Source organism: Sphingomonas sp. (assembly GCF_965200135.1).
In the GTDB taxonomy this organism is placed as follows: domain Bacteria; phylum Pseudomonadota; class Alphaproteobacteria; order Sphingomonadales; family Sphingomonadaceae; genus Sphingomonas.
In genome coordinates this window covers 384,298-404,159 of sequence record NZ_CBDATK010000013.1, presented here as the reverse complement: position 1 = coordinate 404,159, position 19,862 = coordinate 384,298, and the positions used below count along the sequence as shown (strand labels likewise).

The following is a 19,862-nucleotide window of genomic DNA, read 5'->3' as shown; positions in this document are numbered from 1 at the left end:
CGGCTTTCTGGGCGCGATGTTCCTGTCACTGCTGGGCGTGCTGACCTCGATCTGGGCGGAGAAGTTCGACCACGCCGCCGCCGTCACCAACTTCGTCATCACGCCGATGGCGCTGCTGTCGGGCACCTTCTACTCCGTCGACCGCCTCGCCCCGGCGTTCCGCGCGTTCAGCCACGCCAACCCGTTCTTCTACATAATCTCCGGGTTCCGATACGGCTTCCTCGGCACCAGCGACTCGCCGGTGGCGATCGGCGGCATCGCCATCCTGGTGATCGACGCGGCGCTGGCGGCGCTGTGCTATGTGTTGCTGCGGCGCGGGTGGAAGCTCAAGAACTGACCCGCCATTCGTCGGCGAGCAGGCCCAGGATGACGCTGTCGCGCACGCCGATGTGCGTTTCCCACTCCGCGCGCAACAATCCCTCGCGCCGGAAGCCGAGCCGTTCCAGCAGCTGGAGCGAACGCGCATTGTCCGGGTCGACATCGGCGTAGACGCGCCGCGCCGCCGCCGTGCCGAACAGCAGGTCGATGAGCGCGGTCACCGCCTCGCCCGCATAGCCGTGGCCCCAATGGTCGCGGACGAGCAGATAGCCGATCTCCCACACGCGGGGCCGGTGCGGATGCGCGGCAAGCGTGCCGATCGCGGTATCGTCATCGCCCAGCGTGATCGCCCAGTTCTGCCAGTCGCGCCCTTCTCGCGGCGCCAGATAGTCGCGGGTGGTCTGGAGGTCGGCCTGCGGCGCGCTCGACCACCAGCGCATCAGCAGCGGGTCGCGATAGGCTTCATGCAGCGCCTCCGCGTCGGCGACGAGCGCCGGTCGCATGGTGAGCCGCGCGCTGGCGAAGCGGTCCGCGATCCGGTCGTTCAAACGCCCCCCGTTCAAACGCCCAGCGCCGCGACCAGCGCCTGCACCTTCTTCTGGCGCCATTGCGGCAGCGGCGCGACCAGCCAATAGCCGCTGGGCGACGGTGCGGGCGCGCCCACCGCGACGACCCGGCCCGAGGCGAGGTCGGCGCGCGCGATCAGCTCCGGCACCGTCGCGCGCCCCAGCCCGGCCGCCGCCGCGTCGACCGCCAGCCCCGCGTCCGCGACCCCGATCGTCGCCGCCGGGTCGGGCGCGCCGGGCCAGCCGATCGTGGCGCTCGTCGTGTCGCCGGGCGCGGCGACGGTGACCAGCCCGTCCGCCTCGATCGCCTCGCCCTCCTCCGCCCCCGGCCCCGCGCCCCAGCGGATCGCGAGGTCCAGGTTGGCCTGCGCGAAGTCCAAGCTGTCATCGGCGGCGAGCAGGATCAACCGCAGGTCGGCGTCGGCGGCGGCGATCGCGGCGAGGCGCGGCATCAGCCACTTCTCCGTCACGTCGCGTGGTGCTGCGATGGTCAGCGACTTGGACGACTGGCCCGCCTGCATCGCGCGCACCGCTTCCTCGAATTGGAGGAATCCGTCGCGCAGCGGCGCCAGCCCGGCCTCGGCCTCCGGCGTCAGCTCCAGCCCGCGCGTGGTGCGGCGGAACAGCACGGTGCCGAGCGTATCCTCCAGCGCCCGGATCTGTTGCCCGACCGCGGCCGGGGTCACCGCGAGCTCGTCGGCGGCGCGGGTGAACGACAGGTGCCGCGCGGCGGCGTCGAGCACGCGCAGGCCGTTGAGGGGGAGGTGGGTGCGTTTCACCTAAATCCTCCCCGGCACGGGGAGGGGGACCGCCCGGCGCAGCCGGGTGGTGGAGGGGGCCAACCGCGAGCGACTCGCTAATGGCCCACCCCCTCCGTCACGCGCTCCGCGCGCGCCACCTCCCCGTGCCGGGGAGGATTTCAAGAAGCCACCGTCGGGGCCACCAGCGCGAACTTCGGTATCTCGACCTCGAACGTCCGGCCGTCCTCGCCGATCATCCGATAGGTCCCCTGCATCGCCCCTGCGGGCGTCGCCAGCGGACAGCCCGAGACATAGTCGAAGCTGCCGCCCGGCTCGATCAGCGGCTGCTCGCCGACCACACCCTCGCCCTCCACCGAATGCCGCGCACCGCGCCCGTCGGTAATGACCCAGTGCCGCGTCAGCAGCTGCACCGACGCCGGGCCCTTGTTCTCGATGCGAACGTGATAGGCCCAGAACCAGCGCCCGCGTCGCGGCTCGGACTGTTCGGGCAGATAGCTGACCGAAACCCGCACGACGACCTCGCCGGTGGTCGCGGCGTGGGGAAACAGGAAGGTGAGCGCGCCCTCTCCCGCCCCCTCAGGCGTCACAACCCCACCGCCGTCAGCGCGCGGTCGAGGTCGTCGATCAGGTCGGCGGGGTCCTCCAGCCCGACGTTGAGGCGCAGCAGCCCCTCCGTCACGCCCATCTCCAGCCGCTTGTCCTCCGCGACGCTGGCATGGGTGGTCGACGCCGGGTGCGTCATCAGCGACCGCGAATCACCGATGTTGTTGGAGATGTCGATCAGCTCCAGCGCGTCGAGCAGCCCGTGCGCCTGCGTCCGCCCCTCCACCTCGAACGCGAAGATCGCGCCGGCGGCGTCCATCTGGCTCATCGCGAGGTTGTGTTGCGGGTGGCTCGCCAGCCCCGGATGCAGCACGCGCGGGACGCGACCCTCCAGAAACCGGCCGACCGTCACCGCCTGCTCCGACTGGCGCTTGATCCGAAGGTCCAGCGTCTCCAGCCCCTTCAGCACCACCCAGGCGTTGAACGGCGACAGCGTCGGCCCGGTGTTGCGCGTGAAGGGCAGCAGCGTGTTGTCGATGAACGCGCTCGTCCCGCACACCGCGCCGGCGAGCACGCGGCCCTGCCCGTCCATCATCTTGGTCGCGGAATAGGCGACGACGTCCGCGCCCCACTCCATCGGCCGTTGCAGCGCGGGGGTGGCAAAGGCGTTGTCGACGACCGTCACGATGCCGCGATCGCGCGCGATCCCGCACACCGCCTTCAGGTCGACAATGTCCATCGTCGGGTTGGCGGGCGTCTCGAAGAAGAACACCTTGGTCTCGGGCCGGCAGGCGTCGACGAACGCCTGCGGATCGCGCGCGTCGACCACCGTCGTGGCGATGCCGAATTTGGGCAGCAGCGTATCGGTCAGCCAGCGGCACGACCCGAACGCCGCGCGCCCGCCGACCAGATGGTCGCCGGCCTGTAGCTGGCACAACAGCGCCGCGGTCATCGCCGCCATCCCCGTCGCGGTGGTGCGGCACGCCTCCGCACCCTCCATCAGGGCGATGCGGCCCTCCAGCATCTCCACCGTCGGGTTCTGGAGGCGCGAATAGGTCATCCCCGCCTGCTCGCCCGCGAACCGCGCGGCGGCGTCGCCCGCCTTGTCGTAGCAATAGCCCGACGTCAGGAACAACGCCTCCGACGTCTCGCCCCATTCGGAACGCGCGGTGCCGCCGCGGACGGCGCGGGTGGCGGGACGCCAGCGGTCGGTGATCGAGCGGTCCTGCCCGGTATGGCGCTTCATGCCGCGCGCTTTGCCCGTTGCGTCCCGGTGCCGCAAGGGAGTGGTTGGGCGGCGGGTGTCGAGTGGACCGACGAGAGGGTGGGCTGTCCTACACGCCCCCGCCTGTGCCACACCGCGGGCACGATGGCCGACCCGACCCGCTCCACCCCCGCCCCCGGTCTCGCCGACCCCGCCCGCGCCCCGTCTTCCGCGCCGACGTACCGTGAGGATCGTGAAGTTCCGCGCGATACCGTCGCCGTCTGGCGGGCGCGAGCGACGCATCCGGTCGGGGCCGCGATCCTGCTCGCGGTCGTCGCGCAGCTGCTTTTCACCTGGCATCTGGCGACCCCGCACACGCTGGTGTTCGACGAGATCCATTACGTCCCCGCCGCACGTCGGCTGTGGGCGCTGACCGGCCCCGCCAATATCGAGCATCCGCTGCTCGGCAAGGCGCTGATCGGGATCGGTATCGCGCTGTTCGGCGACGACAGCTTCGGGTGGCGGATCATGGCGACGCTGGCGGGCACCGCGACGATGGTCGGACTGTACGCGATCGCCTGGCTGACGTTCCGCGACGTCCGCACGGCGGTCGTCACCGGGTTGCTCGCGATCCTGAACTTCACGCTCTACGTCCAGGCGCGGATCGCGATGCTCGACGGGTTCATGGCCGCGCTGGTGGTCGTCGGCGCGGCGGCGATGCTGTGGTCGATGCGGAGCGAAGGCGCGGCGGTCGGGCGGCGGTGGTTGCTCGGCAGCGTCCTGCTGGGTCTGGCGGCGGGGGTGAAGTGGGTGGCGGTGCCCTATGGCGTGCTCGCCGCCGTCGCCTACCTGCTGGCGCGCGGTCCGACGCGGTGGCCCGGCCTTACCATTTGGGACGCGGCGTGGCGGCTCGCGCTGGGCAGTGGCATCGCCTATTTCGCGACCTTCCTTCCCGCCTTCTTCTACGCGTCGGAGCCGCTGACGCTCGCGACGCTGCTGCCGTTCCAGCTCACCATGTTCACGCAGCAGACGCAGGTCTTGCCGCACCACACCTATCAGTCCGCGTGGTGGAGCTGGCCGCTGCTGATCCGCCCGATCTGGTATCTCTACGAGCCGGTCGACGGCGCGCAGCGTGGCATCCTGTTGCTCGGCAATCCGGCGATCATGTGGGGCGGGCTGATCGCGGTCGCCGCGTGCCTATGGGGGTGGCTGCGCGAGCGATCGGTGGCGCTGGGCGGCGTCGCGGCGCTGTGGCTCGGCGGCTGGGGGATGTGGGCGCTGATCCCCAAAAGCCTTGGCTTCTATTACTACTACTACCTGCCCAGCCTCTGGCTGCCGCTCGCGATCGCCGCCGCGTTCCACCGCTTCGGCCAGGGCCGCGCCCGGCATTGGGATGAGTCCTTCGTCGTGCTGAGCGCGGGGTTGTTCCTCTATTTCTGGCCGATCATCTCCGCCGCGCCGCTTTATGGCCCGCAGGCGTTCCAGCACTGGATGTGGTTCGGATCGTGGCTCTGATCGCGGCCCCTAGTATCGACCCCAGGTGAAGCGCGACGATAGCGCGTAGTTCCACACCGCGCCGACCAGTACCCCGACCAGCGCCGACACCGCCCAGGCGCCGCTTCGCACGTCGTGGAGGAACCCGGCGATGCCGACGTTCGCCACCGCCCCGACCGCGCAGACCGCCGCGAACGAGACCCAGCCGTCGACCAGCTGCCGCCAGCCCTTCAGCCGCCGGTCGCGATAGGTCAGCGCATTGTTGAGGAAGAAATTGCCCGTCAGCGCCACCAGCGTCGCGGCGATCTGCCCCGCCAGGAAGGTCGCGCCGAGCCCGAGGTAGAGCAGCGACAGCACCCCCATGTGCACCGCCGTGCCGAGCAGCCCGATGACCGAGAACATCGCGAACCGGACCGGCACCACGCGCCCGAACATCCGGTCGTAGAGCGCGATGAGATATTCCAGCGCCACGACATGGTCGAGCTTCGACTCGCCCTCCGTCCGCACGCGAAAGGTATAGGGCAGCTCGGCGAAGCGCAGCGGGCGGGGGCTGGTCGTCATCAGGTCGAGCAGGATCTTGAACCCGATCGCCGACAGGTCGGGCACCAGACCGCGCACGATCGCGGTGCGGATCGCGAAGAAGCCGCTCATCGGATCGGACAGGTCCGCCTTCAGCACGCGGCGCGCCAGCCGCGTCGCGAGCGCGGACTTCGCGACGCGGTCCTTGTCCCACTCGCCCGTCCCGCCGCCCTCGACGAAGCGCGAGCCGACGATCAAGTCGAGGTCCGGGTCCGCCGTCAGCCGGTCGAGCATCGCGGGCAGCAGCGTCTCGTCATGCTGCAGATCGCCGTCGATCACCGCCACCACGGGGGCCGCGGTCGCGCACATCCCTTCGACGCACGCGGACGACAGCCCGCGCCGGCCGATGCGCTGGATCACCCGCACCCGCGGGTCCGCGCGCGCCAGCTCGCGTGCGGCTTCCGCCGTGCCGTCCGGGCTGTCGTCGTCGACCAGGATCACTTCCCAGCCGCGCCCCGCCAGCGCGCGGTCCAGCCGGCTCACCAGCTCGGCGACGTTGCCGCGCTCGTTGAAGGTCGGGACGACGACCGCCAGGTCGAGCGGTCGCGCCATTCAGAGCGCCGCCAGCACCGCGTCGCCCATCGCGCCGGTGGAGAGCGACCCACCCAGGTCGGGCGTCCGCGCACCACCCGCGATCGCCGTCGCCACCGCCGCCTCGATCCGGTCGGCGGCATCCCCCTGCCGCAGCGAATGGCGGAGCAGCATCGCGGCGGACAGGATCGCCGCACACGGGTTGGCCTTGCCCTGCCCGGCGATGTCGGGGGCGGAGCCGTGGATCGGCTCGTACAATCCCTTGCCGTCCTCATCGAGGGCGGCGGACGGCAGCATGCCGATCGAGCCGACGCACATCGACGCCTGATCGGACAGGATATCGCCGAACAAATTGCCGGTCAGGATGACGTCGAACTGGCCGGGATCGCGCACCAGCTGCATCGCGGCATTGTCGACATACATGTGCGTCAGCCTGACCTCGGGGAAGTCGCGGCGCACCTCGTTCACCACCTCGCGCCAGACGGCGGAGGTCTCCAGCACGTTCGCCTTGTCGACCGACAGCAGCAGGCCCCTGCGCCCCGCCGCCGCCGCGAAGCCGATCCGCGCGATCCGCGCGATCTCCGCCTCGTCGTAGCGCATGGTGTCCTGGCCATAGCGCAGCCCGGTCTGCGTGCGCCCGCGGACATGCTCGCCGAAATAGATGTCGCCGGTCAGCTCGCGCACGATCAGCAGGTCGATCGCGCGCGCGATCTCGGGCTTCAGCGCGCTGGCGTCCTCCAGTCCGGGGAACAGGCGGACCGGGCGCAGGTTGGCGAACAACCCCAGCTTCTTCCGCAGCCCCAGGATCGCCTGTTCGGGGCGCAGCTCGCGTTCCAGCCCGTCGAACTGCGGATCGCCGACCGCACCGAACAGCACCGCGTCGGCGCGCTGCGCCAGCTCCAGGCTTTCTGGCGGCAGCGGATGCGCGGCGGCGAGGTACGCCGCGCCGCCGACCGGTGCCTCCTCGAACGTCAGGCCGAGGTCGAGCGCGTCGAGCACGCGCCGCGCCTGCGCGGTGACTTCGGGGCCGATGCCGTCACCCGGCAGAACTGCGATCAGAGCCATGCCCCTGCCCTTGCCGGTCGAAGCCGCCTCACGCAACCGCGCGCTGCAACCGTTCGACCAGCCGCTCGCGTGCGGCCAGCGCCGGCGCGCGGCGGTCGATCAGGATGTCGCGGGCGAGGAAGTGGCCGGTCAGCCGCAGCCCGTCGAAGATCTCGGGCCACCCCGCCGCGCCGCCGTCGCGCAGGAAAGCGGGCAACGGCAACAGCTTGGCCTCGTAGCCCAGCGCGCTCGACCGGCTGACGGCGCCGCCGCTGCGCGGGCTGACATAGCCGAGGTCGTCGGCCGCGCCGCTGTCGACGCAGCGGTCGAGGTCGAGCCCGAAGCCCAGCTCGGCGAGCAGCAGCAATTCGTACCGGACCAGCGCCGCCGCCCAGTCGCGCGCCGCCGGCGCCGCCTCGATCGCGCCGAGCACGCCGTCGAGCCCGTCGTGGAGGTGCGGATAGGGCTGCGCCTCGGGCAGCGCCGCCGCCGTCAGCGCGCAGGTCCAGTCGAGCGCCGCCGCCGCCAGCGGCTCGGCATGGAGCACCGCGCGCGAATGGATCGGCTCGACCGTCAGCGCCGCCAGCTGCTCGCCGGTACGCGCGCGCCACTCGCCGAGCACGGTGTTCGCCGGTTGCAGCACCGGCCGCAGCCGCCGCGAATGACCGCCACGGACATAGCCCGGCTGCACCCCGTCGTCGCGGGTGAAGCACCGCACCACCGCGCCATGCTCGCCATGGCTGCGGACCGCGAGGACGATGGCTTCGGCGCGCAGGTGCATCGCGGCCGTCTAGCAGTTCAGCGGCGAAAGCGCTTCAGCCCCGGTGTCCGGCGCTTGGCCATCGCGACCAGCGCATCCCACGCCCGCAGCGCCGCGACCAACGCCCGGTTCGCGGCCGTCGCGCGCAACAGCAGCAGGTCGACGCAGGGCACGCTGTTCGTGGCGAACCGTCGCTTGTGCTGGCCGTCACCCTCGGTGAAATCGAACCGGGCGAAGCGGTCCGCGAACAGATCCCCCAGCGCCTCGCCCTGCAACACTGCACCCGGCGACAGCTGCGACCAGGCCGGATCGTAACCGACATGCTCGTAGCGGAGGGTGTCGCGATCGGCGGTGCAGCAGAGATAGGCGACGGGCGTGTCGTCGACCCGCAACAGCCATGCCCGCGCGCCATCGGCAGCCGCGAGGCGGAGCAACGGCGCGGCGTCGGCGGGCAGACCCTCGTCGAGCAGTCGCTCCTGATAGGTACTGACCGACAGCGCGCGGGCGGCGGCGTGAAAGGCGGCGATCTCGTCGGGCGTGCGGTAGCGGCGGACCTCGTGGACCCCGAGCCGCCGCGCCTTGCGCCGCAGCTGTGCGCGGGCGTTGGCGGAAAGACCCGCGCGCCATGCCGCTTCGCCGGCCGTCAGGTCGATCCAGGAACGGTCGTAGCGCTGGCGGACGAAGGCGATGAGGCCGTCCGTCTTGATTGCGGGTAACGCGGCGACGGGCAACGAGGTCAGCAGAAACCCGTCTTCCTCGGCCGCGAGCGCGCCGCGCGGTGGCACCACGCCGGCGCGGACATCGTCCAGCGACAGGGCGATGCGTCGGAGCCGGCGGGACACGCTCAACAGCGTCCGCGCGCCGATCCCGAAACGCACCGCGGCGGCGGTCACGCCGCGCGTTCCTCGACCCAGTTGGACCAGAGCTGTTCCGCCTGCCGCCGCGCGGTGCGAAGCCGGGCGGGGCCGAGCGGCCGGTCGGCGCGGTCGAGCGGGAGGTCGGGGCGATCGCCGAACCATCGCGTCGGCAGCGTCGCGCGAGACCGGTCGAGCGTCGCGCAAAGCTGGTCGAAGCGGCGGACATGGACGGCGTTGGGACGAATGCCCGCGCGGTTCGACAGCTCGAAGCTGTGGCTGACGATCGTCACCGCCGCATGACCCTGCGCGATCGCGTGGTCCAGCGCGGCGGTCGCCTCGGCGCCAGACAGCGCGCAGGGCTGGAACGGCCGCAACCGGCCGGGGTGTTCCTCGATGAGCGAGACCGGCACCTCGACGACGCCGTGTCGCGCGACGGGCGCGATCTGCGCGGCGGGCAGGCCGATACGGCTCGACGCGGGCGCCTCCGCGCCGTTGTGGCTGCTGTCATAGGCGAAGCCGAGCCGCGCCAGCGCCGCCAGCGTCGCGTCGTCGGCGGTATAGCTGCCCGCCCGGAACGCGATCGGGTCGGACGCGCCCGCCGCGATCAGCAGCTCGGCGGCGGCGGCGATCAGCTGCTCCTGCTCGCGGCCGTCATATGCCCACAACTCGAACCGGCCATGCGCGTCCGCGTCGCCGGCGCGGGCACCGGCCCAGTGCGGATGCAGATGCAGCTGCACCTCCTGACCCGCCGCCAGGATCGTGTCGACGACGGCCCGGATCGGCGCGAGGCCATAAACCAGCGCCGGCAGCGGATCGACGAAGAAGCACGCCTTCAGGTCGTGTCGCGCGAGCAGGTCGAGCTGATACGACAGCCCGACGCCGCCGGGTTCGATCGACCGCCGCCACACCTCCGTTGACGCCAGCCCCGCGGCATGGTGCCGCCACGCGACCTCCGTGTCGATCGTGAGGAAGACCTGCGGCATCGTCGGCTGGGTAGCCGGGCGGGGTGAAGGAATGGTTGGCGCGGCCGAGGCATCGATCGTCCCTGTCGATCCACGGCGGGACGGTCGGTCGTTTGCGGGCCAAACGCTTGTTTGCCTTCACGTCGAGACGAAACGGATCTCCGCTCTATCGTCGAGATCAAGCAACCGCCAAATCTGGACATCGCAGGTCAGCACGTCACGCGGGCATGGCGCTTGATCTCGTTTTCAGCCCAGCCGCATCGTCGTTCCCTCACTTCGCGTGATAGAAGTCATACACCTGCTGCGCGACGCTGCCGCTTACGCCCGGCGCTCTCTGCAGGTCCTCCAGGCTGGCGTTGCGGACCGCGCGGCCGGTGCCGAAATGCATCAGCAGCGCCTTCTTGCGCGCCGGACCGATGCCCGGCACCTCGTCCAGCGGCGATGCGCCGATCGCGCGCGCGCGCTTTTCCCGATGCGCGCCGATCGCGAAGCGGTGGACCTCGTCGCGCAGGCGCTGGAGGTAGAACAGCACGGGCGCGTTGACCGGCAGCTGGAAGTCGCGGCCGTCCATCAGGTGGAACACCTCGCGCCCCTCGCGGCCATGATCCGGCCCCTTCGCGACGCCGATCATGCACACATCCTCGATCCCCAGATCCTCCAGCACCGCCTTGGCGGCGTTCAGCTGGCCGCGGCCGCCGTCGATCAGCACCAGGTCGGGCCAGGTGCCGCCGTCGCGGTCGGGGTCCTCGTCCAGCGCGCGCGCGAACCGCCGCTGGAACACCTCGCGCATCATGCCGAAATCGTCGCCCGGTACGGTCGCCTTGTTGCGGATGTTGAACTTGCGATACTGCCCCTTGCGGAAGCCCTCCGGCCCCGCGACCACCATCGCGCCGACCGCGGCGGTGCCCTGGATATGACTATTGTCATAGACCTCGATGCGGTCGGGCGGCTCGGGCAGATCGAACAGCTCGGCGACCTCGCGCAGCAGCTTCGCCTGCGTGGTCGATTCGGCCAGCCGCCGGTCGAGCGCCTCGACCGCATTGCGCTTCGCCTGATCGAGCAGGCGGCGCCGCGTGCCCCGCTGTGGCGTCCCCAACGCGACCTTGCGCCCGGCCTGCTGCGCCAGCGCCTGCGCCAGCACCGCCTGATCGGGCAGGTCGCGATCGACGAAGACGGTGCGCGCGGGCGGCACCTCCTCGTAGAATTGCATCAGGAACTTCGCGAGCACCTCCTCCTCCGGCACGTCGGCGACATGGCCGGGGAAGAACGAGCGGTGGCCCCAGTTCTGTCCGCCACGGATGAAGAACGCCTCGATCCCGACGACGCCGTCCTTCGCCGCGAGCGCGAAGATATCGGCGTCGCCGACCCCGTCGGCGTTGATGAACTGCGTGCCCTGGATGAAGGTCAGGGCTTTCAGCCGATCGCGCAGGATCACCGCGCGCTCGAAATCCATCGCCTCGGCCGCGCCCTGCATCTCCGCGCCCAGCTTGGCCTGGACCTGCGTCGCCTTGCCGGCGAGGAACTGCTTCGCCTCGCCGACCAGCTCGGCATAGCCGTCCGTGTCGATGCGGCCGACGCACGGGGCCGAACAGCGCTTTATCTGGTAGAGCAGGCACGGTCGGTCGCGGGTCTTGAAGAAGCCGTCGGTGCAGGAGCGGAGCAGGAACAGCTTCTGCAGAGCATTCAACGTGTTGTTGACCGACCCGGCGCTGGCGAAGGGGCCATAATATTCGCCCTTCCACTTGCGCGCGCCGCGATGCTTCTGGATGCGCGGGAAGTCCTGATCGCCGCGCAACAGGATGAACGGAAACGATTTGTCGTCGCGGAGCAGCACGTTGTAGGCGGGGCGATAGCGCTTGATGAGCTGCGCTTCGAGCAGCAGCGCTTCCGCCTCGTTGTTGGTCGTCACCACCGTCATCGCCCGGCATTGCGAGACCATCCGCTGGAGGCGTTTGGGCAGGTTCTTGACCTGGACGTAGTTGGCGACGCGGCTCTTCAATGCACGCGCCTTCCCGACATAGAGCACGTCGCCCTTGGCATCGAGCATCCGGTAGACGCCGGGCGCGGGCGGCAGCGTCTTCAGCACGTTGCGGATCGCCGCCACGCCCGCGTCCAGATCGGGCGTATCCGAGCCGCGCACGGTAAAGGTCGCCTGCTCCTCGTTGAAGCGGGTCGGGGGGCCATAGCCGGACATGACGAGCGATGTAGGAGTCGGCGCGGGGGCGGGCAACGTGTTAGGGTGCGACAGACCCAGGAGAGATGCCATGCGACTCGTCACGTCCTTCGCCGCAGCCGCCGTCCTGACCACCGCCGCGATGGCGCAGCATGCCGCCCACCGCGCGCCGTCGGCGATCACCGCCGCGCTCGCCGATCCCGGTCGCCCCGCCGCCGACCGTGAGCGCGACGCCAATCGGCACGCCGCCGACATCCTCGCCTTTGCCGAGGTGAAGCCGGGCGCGAAGGTCGCCGACTTCATCATGGGCGGTGGCTATTGGACGCGGGCGATGGCGCCGCTGGTCGGGCCGAAGGGCCACGTCTACGCCTATCAGCCGGCCGAGTTCATCCGGTTTCGCGCCGCCTACGGCACCGAGCAGGAGGCGGCCGTCGCAGGCCGCGCGAACGTGACCGCCAATCGCCAGTCGCTGGCGGACTTCGGGTTCGGCGAGCCGCTCGACGCGATCGTCACGGTGCAGAACTGGCACGACCTCCACCTCAAGATGGCGCCGCCCGAGGCGGGCGGCCAGATCGCGCGGCGGCTGTTCGGGATGCTCAAGCCGGGTGGCGTGCTGGTGGTGGTCGACCACGTCGGCAACCCCGGCGCGACGCCCTTCGCGGTCGCCGACACGCTGCACCGGGGCGATGCGGCGGCGACGCGCAGGGAGATCGAGGCGGCGGGTTTCCGCTTCGACGGCGAGCTGCCGGTGCTCCACAACGGCACCGATCCGCACACCGCGCTGGTGTTCGATCCGGCGATCCGGGGCAAGACCGACCAGTTCGTCTACCGCTTCCGCAAGCCGCGATAGATCGGCGGCTCAGCGCGGACCCAACCGGCGGACCGCGTGCACCGCGCCCGCCACATCGTCGATCTCGACCTGAGGCGTGGAACCCCGCACGATCGCGGTGACCGTTCAGACCAAGGCCCCGTCCCGTTCGACTGCCGATGCGTCGAGCATCGCCGCGGCGAGGACCGGGTATCGATCGTCGCGCGCGCGAGGGCCGCGATTAACCGTGTCGGCGGGAGTAAAGTTGGTTTCGGCTGTGTCCCGCCGAACCCCATCTACCTGATCGCGGCGAGGTCCGTTGCGACCTTGGTCATCACCGCGGCGGTCAGCTTGTCGGGCGCATAGCCCTGGAGCTGGGTGAGGCTCATCGTCTTGAACATCTCGTAGGACGGATGCGCGGTAAGCTCGGGCAGGTCGGCGTCGATCACCGCCTTGCCCTTGGTATCGGCGACGATCGTCTCGATCGGCGTGTCGAGGTTGAGCCGCGCCGCCGGGGCGGTGGCGGCGGGCGCAGCGGCCGGGGCCGGGGCCGGTGCGGCGGTGGCGGTCTGGGCGGTGGCGAGCAGCAGCGCGACGATCATCTGGTATTCCCTTCCGACGAAATCAGTTCGGGCGACCTAGCCCCGCGATGGTGCGATCGACCAGCGTGCGGTCGGCATCGACGCCATGCTTGCTGGCGATGAGCGAGGCGGCGGCGCGCGACGCGGCATCGGCGGCGTGGGCGCGGACCTCGGCCAGCGCGGCGCGCTCGGCGGCGGCGATCTTGTCCTCCGCCATGCGACCGCGACGCTCGACCAGCTCGGCCGCGTCGACGTTCGCCTTGGCGATCAGCGCGTCGGCCTCCGTCTGCGCGTGGGTCAGCATCTCGCCCGCCGTGCCCTCGGCGGCGGCGATCTTGGCGGCGTAGCCGTCACGCAGCGCCTCCGCCTCGGCGCGCAGCGCCTTGGCCTCGTCGAGCTGGCGGCGGATGTCGGCGATCTGCTTGTCGAGCGAGCCCGCGATGACGCCCGGCACCTTCTTCCACAACAGAATAGCGATGAACACGATCATCGCCAGCGACACCACCACCCCGCCGGTGACGTAGCCGCCGAGCAGCGACGCCTCCTCGTGATGATCGGCGCCGCCATTGGCCTCGGTGGTGGCGTGGCCACCGGTGTGCGGCATGCCCTGCAACTTGTCCGCCTCGGTCAGATTGTGGATCACGGCCGCCGTCTGCGGATCGCTGGAGGTTCGATCAGGCATGAAGCACCTTCTGCACGGCGGCGCGAGCCTCGTCGGCGGAGACCTGCGCCCCCGAGACGCGCGCGACGATCGCCTGCGCGGCCTCTGCGGCAACGCCCTCGATCTCCGCGATCGCGCGATCGGCGGCGGCGCGGATCGACGCCTCGCCGGCCGCGAGCTTGTCCGCCTGCTGGCGGTTGGCGGCGGCGAGCGTCGCTTCGCTCGCCTTGGCGGCGGTGGACCGCGCCTCCGCCAGCAACGCCTGCGCGCGCTCGCGGTTGGCGGCGTCGCGCGCCTGCCACTCGGTTTCGGCCTGGTCGGCGGCATCGCGCGCGGCGGCGGCCGCGGCGAGATCGCCGGTGATCTGCCCGTCACGTCCCGCGATCGTCGCCTGCACCTTGGGCAGCATGCCGCGGCCGACGACCATGAAGACCAGGCCGAAGGTCACCACCAACCAAAATATCTGCGACATGTAGGTCGCGGCGAGCTGCGAAATCTGGGGCATCGGGGTTCCTGCAGGGACCGGTAGCGACCGGCCCCCAGGGGGTTACGCGACGAAGATCAGGATCATCGCGACGACGAAGGCGAGCAGGCCCAACAGCTCCGCCGCGGCGAAACCGATGAACAGGCGGCCCTGCTGACCGTCGGCCGCGCCGGGATTGCGCAGCGCGCCCTCCAGGAACGAGCCGAACACGTTGCCCACGCCGATCGCGGCCATGCCCGCGCCGATCGCGGCGATACCGGCACCGATGAGCTTCGCTGCTTCTGCGTCCATGATTTCAGTCCTTTACGTATGTCGAAGTGGAAGAGGTGGAGGGCGTGATCGCCCCTAGTGAAGATTGACCGCGTCGTTGATGTAGAGCGACGTCAACAGCGCGAAGACATAGGCCTGGATGGCGGCGACCAGCACTTCCAGCGCGGCGATGCCGATCATCAGCAGGAACGACGGGATACCGACGCCGATGCCGAGGCCGATGCCGGCGTTGTTGCTGTTGATGACGAAGCCCGACAGCACTTCGAGCAGGACGTGCCCGGCGGTCATCGCGACGAACAACCGCAGCGCGAGGCTGAACGGGCGGACCATGAACGAGACCAGCTCGATCAGCGGGATCAGCGGCAGCAGCCAGACCGGGGTGCCGTGCGGCACGAACAGGCTAAAGAAATGGAGGCCGTGCCGCCAGAAGCCGACGATCAGCACGATCGAAAAGCTCATGATCGCGAGCACGCCGGTGATCGTGAAATGGCTGGTGAAGGTAAAGGGATGGACGCCGACGACACCTAGCGGCAGCAGGCCCAGGATGTTGGCGAAGAGGATGAACATGAAAAGCGAGAAGACATAGGGGACGTAGCGCTTCCCCTCCGGACCGACGTTCGCGGCGAGCATGTTGTCGATGAACTTCGCCGATCCCTCGACCGCCATCTGCCAGCGGCCGGGCACGAGGTCGCGCTTCAGCCCGCCGAGCATGAACACGACCAGCGCCACCACCGTCACGCACATCCACAGCGCGGAGTTGGTGAAGGCGATCTGATGCCCGCCGATGCTGAAGCCATCCCAGATCGTCTGCACCTCGAACTGGTGCATCGGGTCGATCTTGCCGCCGCCTGCCGCCACTTGGTTCAAGTCCCTAACGAAAACGCCCGAAGCTTCACTTCGAGCGTTTGGAAAGCCGAATAATGTTCCTGAACGCCACGCCGATCCCGAGGAACAGCAGCAGCAACAGGAGCGCTGGGGAGGTGCCGAACAGCCGGTCGAGGACCCAACCGATCAAGGCACCACCGATCATTCCCCCCAGAAGCTCGGCGAGCACACGGTTGCCGAGGTTGTAACTCTCGGTCGCATCCGTCTTGCCCGCACCCGTCCGGTGCGCCTCGGCAGCTTGCGCCTGCTTGAGCCGCGCATCGAGCGAGGTCAGGCGGGGGTCGTCGCCGAGGGGGTCTGGTCCGGACTCGTTTTCGGCCATGTACATGTCCCGTCACGAAAGACGGGCAGGCGCATGAGAGCCGAAAGGCGTGCCCGCCAAGGCATGGGCCGGTTAGCCGGGGGGTGCGGGGGTGTCAACCGCCGCGACCCCCATGCATGTTGCAAAGCAACATGCGAGACGGGCGGAGCCGCGCTTCGACGTCACGGGATTTTATTGCCGTGACGGCCCCGCCGCGGCAAAGCCGCGTCGGACGGGTCGGCCTCGCCGCTCGCCGGCCGAGCTTGGCGGTCGCGCGTGCTGCTGCGCTGCGCGCGTGCCGCCGGCGCTACACACAGCGCGAATCGCGTTCCGGTGCGCCGCCCCCGCGCGTCTGCCAAGCACCACCGGGGGTGCGGTATTTCTCCCCCGCCGAGGTCTTCGCGATCAGGTTGCAGCCCGAGGTGAACGCCAGCTGCTCCACAGTCGCGCCCGACGCCTGCGCTTTGGCCGTGTAGGCGGACTTGCGCTGGATATTGATCGAGCTGACCAGCGCGCGCAGGTCGGCCGAGCCGGCGCCGACGACGCCGAGATAGCCGTCGGGCTGCTCGCCCACCTGCCCCGCCGAGCGCGCGGCGGCATAGGCGGGATCGCGCTGCGCCAGCGCCGGCGTGGCGAGGGTCGCGATGAAAGCGAGAACGGCGATGGACGTACGCATCAGAATATCCCTGGGTTCTGCTGGATCACCGCCTTGGCTTCGCTGTCGAGGCGGTAGACGACTTCCTGTGTGACGCTGATGTTGAGGTTGATCTCGATCGGCTTGGTCGGCGCGGTGACATTGACGCACCCACCCGTCACCGCCGCCATCCCGACAATCAGAACTCTCGTCATCCTCGTCAACTCCGTTTCGGTCATGGCACGGTCTCGCTTTCGGGGGGCTGAATGGGGGCGGGTGCGCCCGGCGGTCCGGCGCGCTTGTTCTGTTCGTCGAGCAGCTGCGGCAGGTTGCGCTGAATCAGCCGCCGGGGGTCGTAGAAGCTGGCGGTCGCGTCCAGCAGACCCCGGAACGGCGCCTTGATGCGGATGTTGAACAGTAAGGGCAGGCGCTGCAACCGGCGCACCAGCAGCCCGGTGATGCCGCCGCGCGCCGCGCCCTCGCCCTGGCTGACGCCGGCGAAGCGCACTTCGGTCACCATCTCGCCCGCGAGCGGCCCGTTCATGACGATGGCGAGGTTACGATAACGCAGCGATTTCAGCGCCTGGAACGCGAGGTTGGGCCAGAAGCCGATGTCCTTCTGCCCCAGCGGCCCGACATAGGCGATCGTGCCGCCGCCCGGCCGCACCTGCAGCCGCCCGTCGACGATCCGGCCGCCGTCGGCGTCGAACACCATCGGCAGCACGCCGTCGAAGACGCCGGTCGCGTCGAGGTTCTTGAAGTCGAATTGCTGGAGGAACTGGTCGGCCGCGATCGCGTCGACGCGGAACACCATGCGGCGCTGCACGGCCTGGCCGAAGTCGAGCAGCGTCGGCTCCAGCGTCAGCGTGCCGCCCGCGAACGGCCAGCGCGCGCCCTCCACCCGGACCCGCGCGCTCGCCAGCGTCTGAAAGCGGACGACGCCGTCGGTCACCGCGATGCCGGGGTTGACCGACGCGACGGTGAACGTCTGGCCCGGCGCGCTCTCGAGCGCCAGCAGGTCGGTAAAGCGGATGGTGCCGGCGATGCCCTGCACCGGGCCGAAGGCGGCGGCGAGGTCGGTCGCCTGCGTGGTGAAGCTGCCGGTGCTGGTCACCCCGGCCGCGGTCCAGTCGATCGCGCCCTCGCCGGTGACGGTGCCGCGCACATCGGCGATGACGCCGAAGGTGACGGGCGTGAGCTGATCGGGTTGCAGCGCCTTGTCGAAGACGAGGCCGGGGACGGTGAAGCGGGCGTTGCCGGTGCCGCTGGCGAGCGCGTGGGTCAGGCGGACGTCGGCGACGGAGCGGGTGCCGCCGGGTGCGCGGACCTGGCCGGTGGCGGCGACCTGTCCGTTCGCGAGCGTCAGCGCGACGTCGCGGACGGGGAGCGACTTGAAGCGCGGCTGGCTAACCTGCGCGTCACTGACGGTGAGCGCACCGCCGAGCGTCAGCGCGCCGCCGGCGAGACGCCATTCGCCCGCCGCGTCGTACAGCAGCAGCGGCACCGCACCGATCTGGCCGCCCGCGCCGGCGAAGCGACCGGCGAGGCCCGCCGGCCACGCGCGACCCTCCAGCGTGGCGATGTCGAGCCGCGTCAGCCGCTCCGGCGACCCGAGCCGCGCCGCGACCCCGTCGATCGCGAAACCCCGATCGCTCAGCCGCAGCCGCGCGCCGGTCGCGGCGAGCGTCAGCGGCGTGGTCCCGAGCCGCCCGGTCAGCCGCGTCGCGCCGAGCGAGGCGCCGCCGCCCAGCGTGCCGCCGCGCATCGTCACCAGCGCAGGCCCGGTCGGGCAGAGTTTGACCCCACCCGGATCGAGCACGAGCCCCGAAGCGGCGACACGCTGCCACGTCACCGGCGCGCAGGCGGGGTCGAGCGTCAGCGCGCCGCCGGTCCAGCGCAGGTCGACCGGCGTCGTCAGCCCCTCCACCCGGCCGTCCCCGAGCGGGCCGGACACGGTGGCCGTCGTGGCCAGACGGACGTCGCCGCCGACCACCGCGAAGCGCACCGGCGCCAGCGCCAGCCGCGCGTCGCCGGCGACATAGGGCGCAACCGTCGCGGTGCCGCGATAGCCCGGCCCCGGCGCGAACCGGATCGTGGCATTCGGCAACCCGCCGCCGCCAAGCCGAGCGACCCCGGCCAGCCGCAGTCCGGCCGCCGGCGTCCAGGCGGCACTCCCCTCGCCTGCCGCCAGCATGGCGCGAGCGCCGCTGGCAGCGGTCAGCGCCGCGTCGGCGACGGTGACGCTGGTGCCGGCCGCGCCGATGCCGGCGACCAGCCCGACGTCGCCGTCGAACGCCCGCGCCGCGCCGGTCACGGCGGCCACGACCTGCCGGACCAGCGGGCCGACCGGCGTCCCCTCTCCCGCCGCTCCGAAGCCGCGCAAGGCGGCGTCCCAGCGCGCGCGGGTCCAGCGCAGCCGGCCGTCATAGCCGAGCGTGGTCGCCGCGGCAGGATCGCGGCGCACCGCCCCGGCCAGCGTCACCGTCTCCGCCGCCACACCCTCGCCGGTGACACCATGCGCGGTGAGGGTCACCGTGCCGCGCGCGTTCGACAAGCCACCGGCGAGAACGACCCGCCCGGCGAACCGCGTCGCGCGCGCGACCGGGTGGCGCAGCGCCTGCGCGGCGAGGTCGGCATCGACGCGCCAGGTGACCGCGCGACCCAGCCCGATCTCGCCGCTGCCGTTCACATTGGCATAGCCCGCCGCGACGCCGCCGCATGCCGCGCCGGCCGTCTCGCCCGACCCTTCGACCCGCACCGCGTTGCGTCGCGTCGTCACCTGCACCACCGCGCGCGGCATCGTCGCGGCGCATTCGCCGCCGAGCCGTGCGCTCGTCACCGCCAGCCGCCCGGCGAACCCGCCGTCCAGCCGGCCGCTACCGCTCAGCTTCGCGCCGATCAGCCCGACCGGCGTCTCCAGCCGCACGCGCGCATCCTCGACGTCCAGCGCCAGCGCCGGCAGCGCGAACGGCTTGCCCGCCTCGCCGGCGGGGATCAGGCGGTCGATGCTGCCGAACGACAGCTTGCCGTCGACCAGCCGCGCCCGCACCCGCACATGCCCGGCGCGGACGCCGGTCAGATACGGCCCGCGCAAGCCCACCGCGGTGCGCGCCTCCAGCCAGTCGGCGACCAGGTCGGGGTGCGCGGGATCGCCGAGCACGACGTTCACCAGCCGCTGCCGCCCGAAGCCCAGGTCGGCGATGCCGTAGCGCGCGGGCACGCCCTTCGCCGCCAGGAAGCGGTCGGCATAGCGCGTCGCGAGCGGCTTGCGCTCGATCCACAGGCCCACCAGCGCGACGACGACGAGGACCAGCAACGCCAGCAGCAGGCGTCGCCCGCGACGAGGGCGGCGCGGCGCTTCTTGCTCGTCCTCCACGCCTGCTCCCACGCTCACGCGCCGCCTTTATGCGGGCGTGACGCTTGCGTCCAATCGGACGTCGGTTAGG

22 protein-coding genes are annotated in these 19,862 nt (G+C 71.0%); 3 read left to right on the top strand and 19 right to left on the bottom strand.

Annotated features, from left to right (window positions below):
* On the top strand, positions 1-337 hold a 337-nt coding region (locus ACOFKS_RS15555), incomplete at its 5' end, for an ABC transporter permease (RefSeq protein ID WP_419810166.1).
* Here ACOFKS_RS15555 and ACOFKS_RS15550 read toward each other — a convergent pair.
* From ACOFKS_RS15550 to ACOFKS_RS15535, 4 genes are all read right to left on the bottom strand, one after another.
* Positions 327-866, bottom strand: a complete 540-nt coding sequence (locus tag ACOFKS_RS15550) for a GNAT family N-acetyltransferase (protein ID WP_419810165.1) — start codon at positions 864-866, stop codon at positions 327-329. The genes ACOFKS_RS15555 and ACOFKS_RS15550 overlap by 11 nt on opposite strands.
* 11 nt (positions 867-877) lie before the next feature.
* Positions 878-1,663: a LysR family transcriptional regulator gene (locus ACOFKS_RS15545; protein ID WP_419810164.1), complete on the bottom strand. Its 786-nt coding sequence runs from the start codon at positions 1,661-1,663 to the stop codon at positions 878-880.
* 140 nt (positions 1,664-1,803) lie between these two features.
* A complete protein-coding gene (apaG, locus tag ACOFKS_RS15540) occupies positions 1,804-2,232 on the bottom strand; it encodes a Co2+/Mg2+ efflux protein ApaG (protein ID WP_419810163.1) in 429 nt (142 codons plus the stop codon).
* Positions 2,229-3,434 (bottom strand): trans-sulfuration enzyme family protein, encoded by a 1,206-nt coding sequence (locus ACOFKS_RS15535; protein ID WP_419810162.1) that lies wholly within the window; start codon positions 3,432-3,434, stop codon positions 2,229-2,231. Before ACOFKS_RS15535 ends, apaG begins: the two co-directional genes overlap by 4 nt.
* Positions 3,435-3,557: 123 nt before the next feature.
* Between ACOFKS_RS15535 and ACOFKS_RS15530 the strand changes: the two genes are divergently transcribed.
* Positions 3,558-4,907 (top strand): phospholipid carrier-dependent glycosyltransferase, encoded by a 1,350-nt coding sequence (locus ACOFKS_RS15530; RefSeq protein WP_419810161.1) that lies wholly within the window; start codon positions 3,558-3,560, stop codon positions 4,905-4,907.
* 9 nt (positions 4,908-4,916) lie between these two features.
* On the opposite strand, the gene ACOFKS_RS15525 is transcribed toward ACOFKS_RS15530, so the two are convergent.
* The 6 genes from ACOFKS_RS15525 to uvrC all read right to left on the bottom strand — a co-directional run bounded on the left by ACOFKS_RS15525 (position 4,917) and on the right by uvrC (position 11,813).
* A complete protein-coding gene (locus ACOFKS_RS15525; protein ID WP_419810160.1) occupies positions 4,917-6,017 on the bottom strand; it encodes a glycosyltransferase family 2 protein in 1,101 nt (366 codons plus the stop codon).
* A complete protein-coding gene (leuB, locus tag ACOFKS_RS15520; RefSeq protein ID WP_419810159.1) occupies positions 6,018-7,061 on the bottom strand; it encodes a 3-isopropylmalate dehydrogenase in 1,044 nt (347 codons plus the stop codon).
* Positions 7,062-7,089: 28 nt separating this feature from the next.
* Entirely contained in the window at positions 7,090-7,821 is a 732-nt protein-coding gene (recO, locus tag ACOFKS_RS15515) for a DNA repair protein RecO (RefSeq protein ID WP_419810158.1), read from the bottom strand.
* Between the two features lie 17 nt (positions 7,822-7,838).
* Positions 7,839-8,693, bottom strand: a complete 855-nt coding sequence (locus ACOFKS_RS15510) for a GNAT family N-acetyltransferase (protein WP_419810157.1) — start codon at positions 8,691-8,693, stop codon at positions 7,839-7,841.
* A complete protein-coding gene (locus ACOFKS_RS15505) occupies positions 8,690-9,640 on the bottom strand; it encodes a polysaccharide deacetylase (protein WP_419810156.1) in 951 nt (316 codons plus the stop codon). The genes ACOFKS_RS15510 and ACOFKS_RS15505 overlap by 4 nt, the downstream gene beginning before the upstream one ends.
* A 250-nt stretch (positions 9,641-9,890) precedes the next feature.
* A complete protein-coding gene (gene uvrC / locus ACOFKS_RS15500) occupies positions 9,891-11,813 on the bottom strand; it encodes an excinuclease ABC subunit UvrC (protein ID WP_419810155.1) in 1,923 nt (640 codons plus the stop codon).
* Between the two features lie 70 nt (positions 11,814-11,883).
* On the opposite strand from uvrC, the gene ACOFKS_RS15495 reads away from it, so the two are divergent.
* Complete coding sequence (locus tag ACOFKS_RS15495) at positions 11,884-12,642, top strand: class I SAM-dependent methyltransferase (protein WP_419810154.1); 759 nt, start codon at positions 11,884-11,886, stop codon at positions 12,640-12,642.
* Between the two features lie 254 nt (positions 12,643-12,896).
* Here ACOFKS_RS15495 and ACOFKS_RS15490 read toward each other — a convergent pair whose 3' ends face one another.
* The 9 genes from ACOFKS_RS15490 to ACOFKS_RS15450 all read right to left on the bottom strand — a co-directional run bounded on the left by ACOFKS_RS15490 (position 12,897) and on the right by ACOFKS_RS15450 (position 19,792).
* Complete coding sequence (locus ACOFKS_RS15490) at positions 12,897-13,202, bottom strand: hypothetical protein (RefSeq protein ID WP_419810153.1); 306 nt, start codon at positions 13,200-13,202, stop codon at positions 12,897-12,899.
* 22 nt (positions 13,203-13,224) lie between these two features.
* On the bottom strand, positions 13,225-13,863 hold the full coding sequence (locus ACOFKS_RS15485; protein WP_419810152.1) for a F0F1 ATP synthase subunit B: 639 nt from the start codon (positions 13,861-13,863) through the stop codon (positions 13,225-13,227).
* Positions 13,856-14,347: an ATPase gene (locus ACOFKS_RS15480; protein WP_419810151.1), complete on the bottom strand. Its 492-nt coding sequence runs from the start codon at positions 14,345-14,347 to the stop codon at positions 13,856-13,858. The genes ACOFKS_RS15485 and ACOFKS_RS15480 overlap by 8 nt, the downstream gene beginning before the upstream one ends.
* Positions 14,348-14,389: 42 nt before the next feature.
* Positions 14,390-14,617 (bottom strand): F0F1 ATP synthase subunit C, encoded by a 228-nt coding sequence (locus ACOFKS_RS15475; protein ID WP_419810150.1) that lies wholly within the window; start codon positions 14,615-14,617, stop codon positions 14,390-14,392.
* Positions 14,618-14,671: 54 nt separating this feature from the next.
* A complete protein-coding gene (locus ACOFKS_RS15470; RefSeq protein ID WP_419810177.1) occupies positions 14,672-15,454 on the bottom strand; it encodes a F0F1 ATP synthase subunit A in 783 nt (260 codons plus the stop codon).
* A gap of 34 nt (positions 15,455-15,488) precedes the next feature.
* On the bottom strand, positions 15,489-15,803 hold the full coding sequence (locus ACOFKS_RS15465; RefSeq protein ID WP_419810149.1) for an AtpZ/AtpI family protein: 315 nt from the start codon (positions 15,801-15,803) through the stop codon (positions 15,489-15,491).
* 286 nt (positions 15,804-16,089) lie between these two features.
* On the bottom strand, positions 16,090-16,458 hold the full coding sequence (locus ACOFKS_RS15460) for a YdbL family protein (RefSeq protein ID WP_419810148.1): 369 nt from the start codon (positions 16,456-16,458) through the stop codon (positions 16,090-16,092).
* Complete coding sequence (locus ACOFKS_RS15455; protein WP_419810147.1) at positions 16,458-16,631, bottom strand: YnbE family lipoprotein; 174 nt, start codon at positions 16,629-16,631, stop codon at positions 16,458-16,460. Before ACOFKS_RS15455 ends, ACOFKS_RS15460 begins: the two co-directional genes overlap by 1 nt.
* Positions 16,632-16,651: 20 nt before the next feature.
* Entirely contained in the window at positions 16,652-19,792 is a 3,141-nt protein-coding gene (locus ACOFKS_RS15450; protein ID WP_419810146.1) for an intermembrane phospholipid transport protein YdbH family protein, read from the bottom strand.
* Between the last annotated feature and the right edge of the window lie 70 nt (positions 19,793-19,862).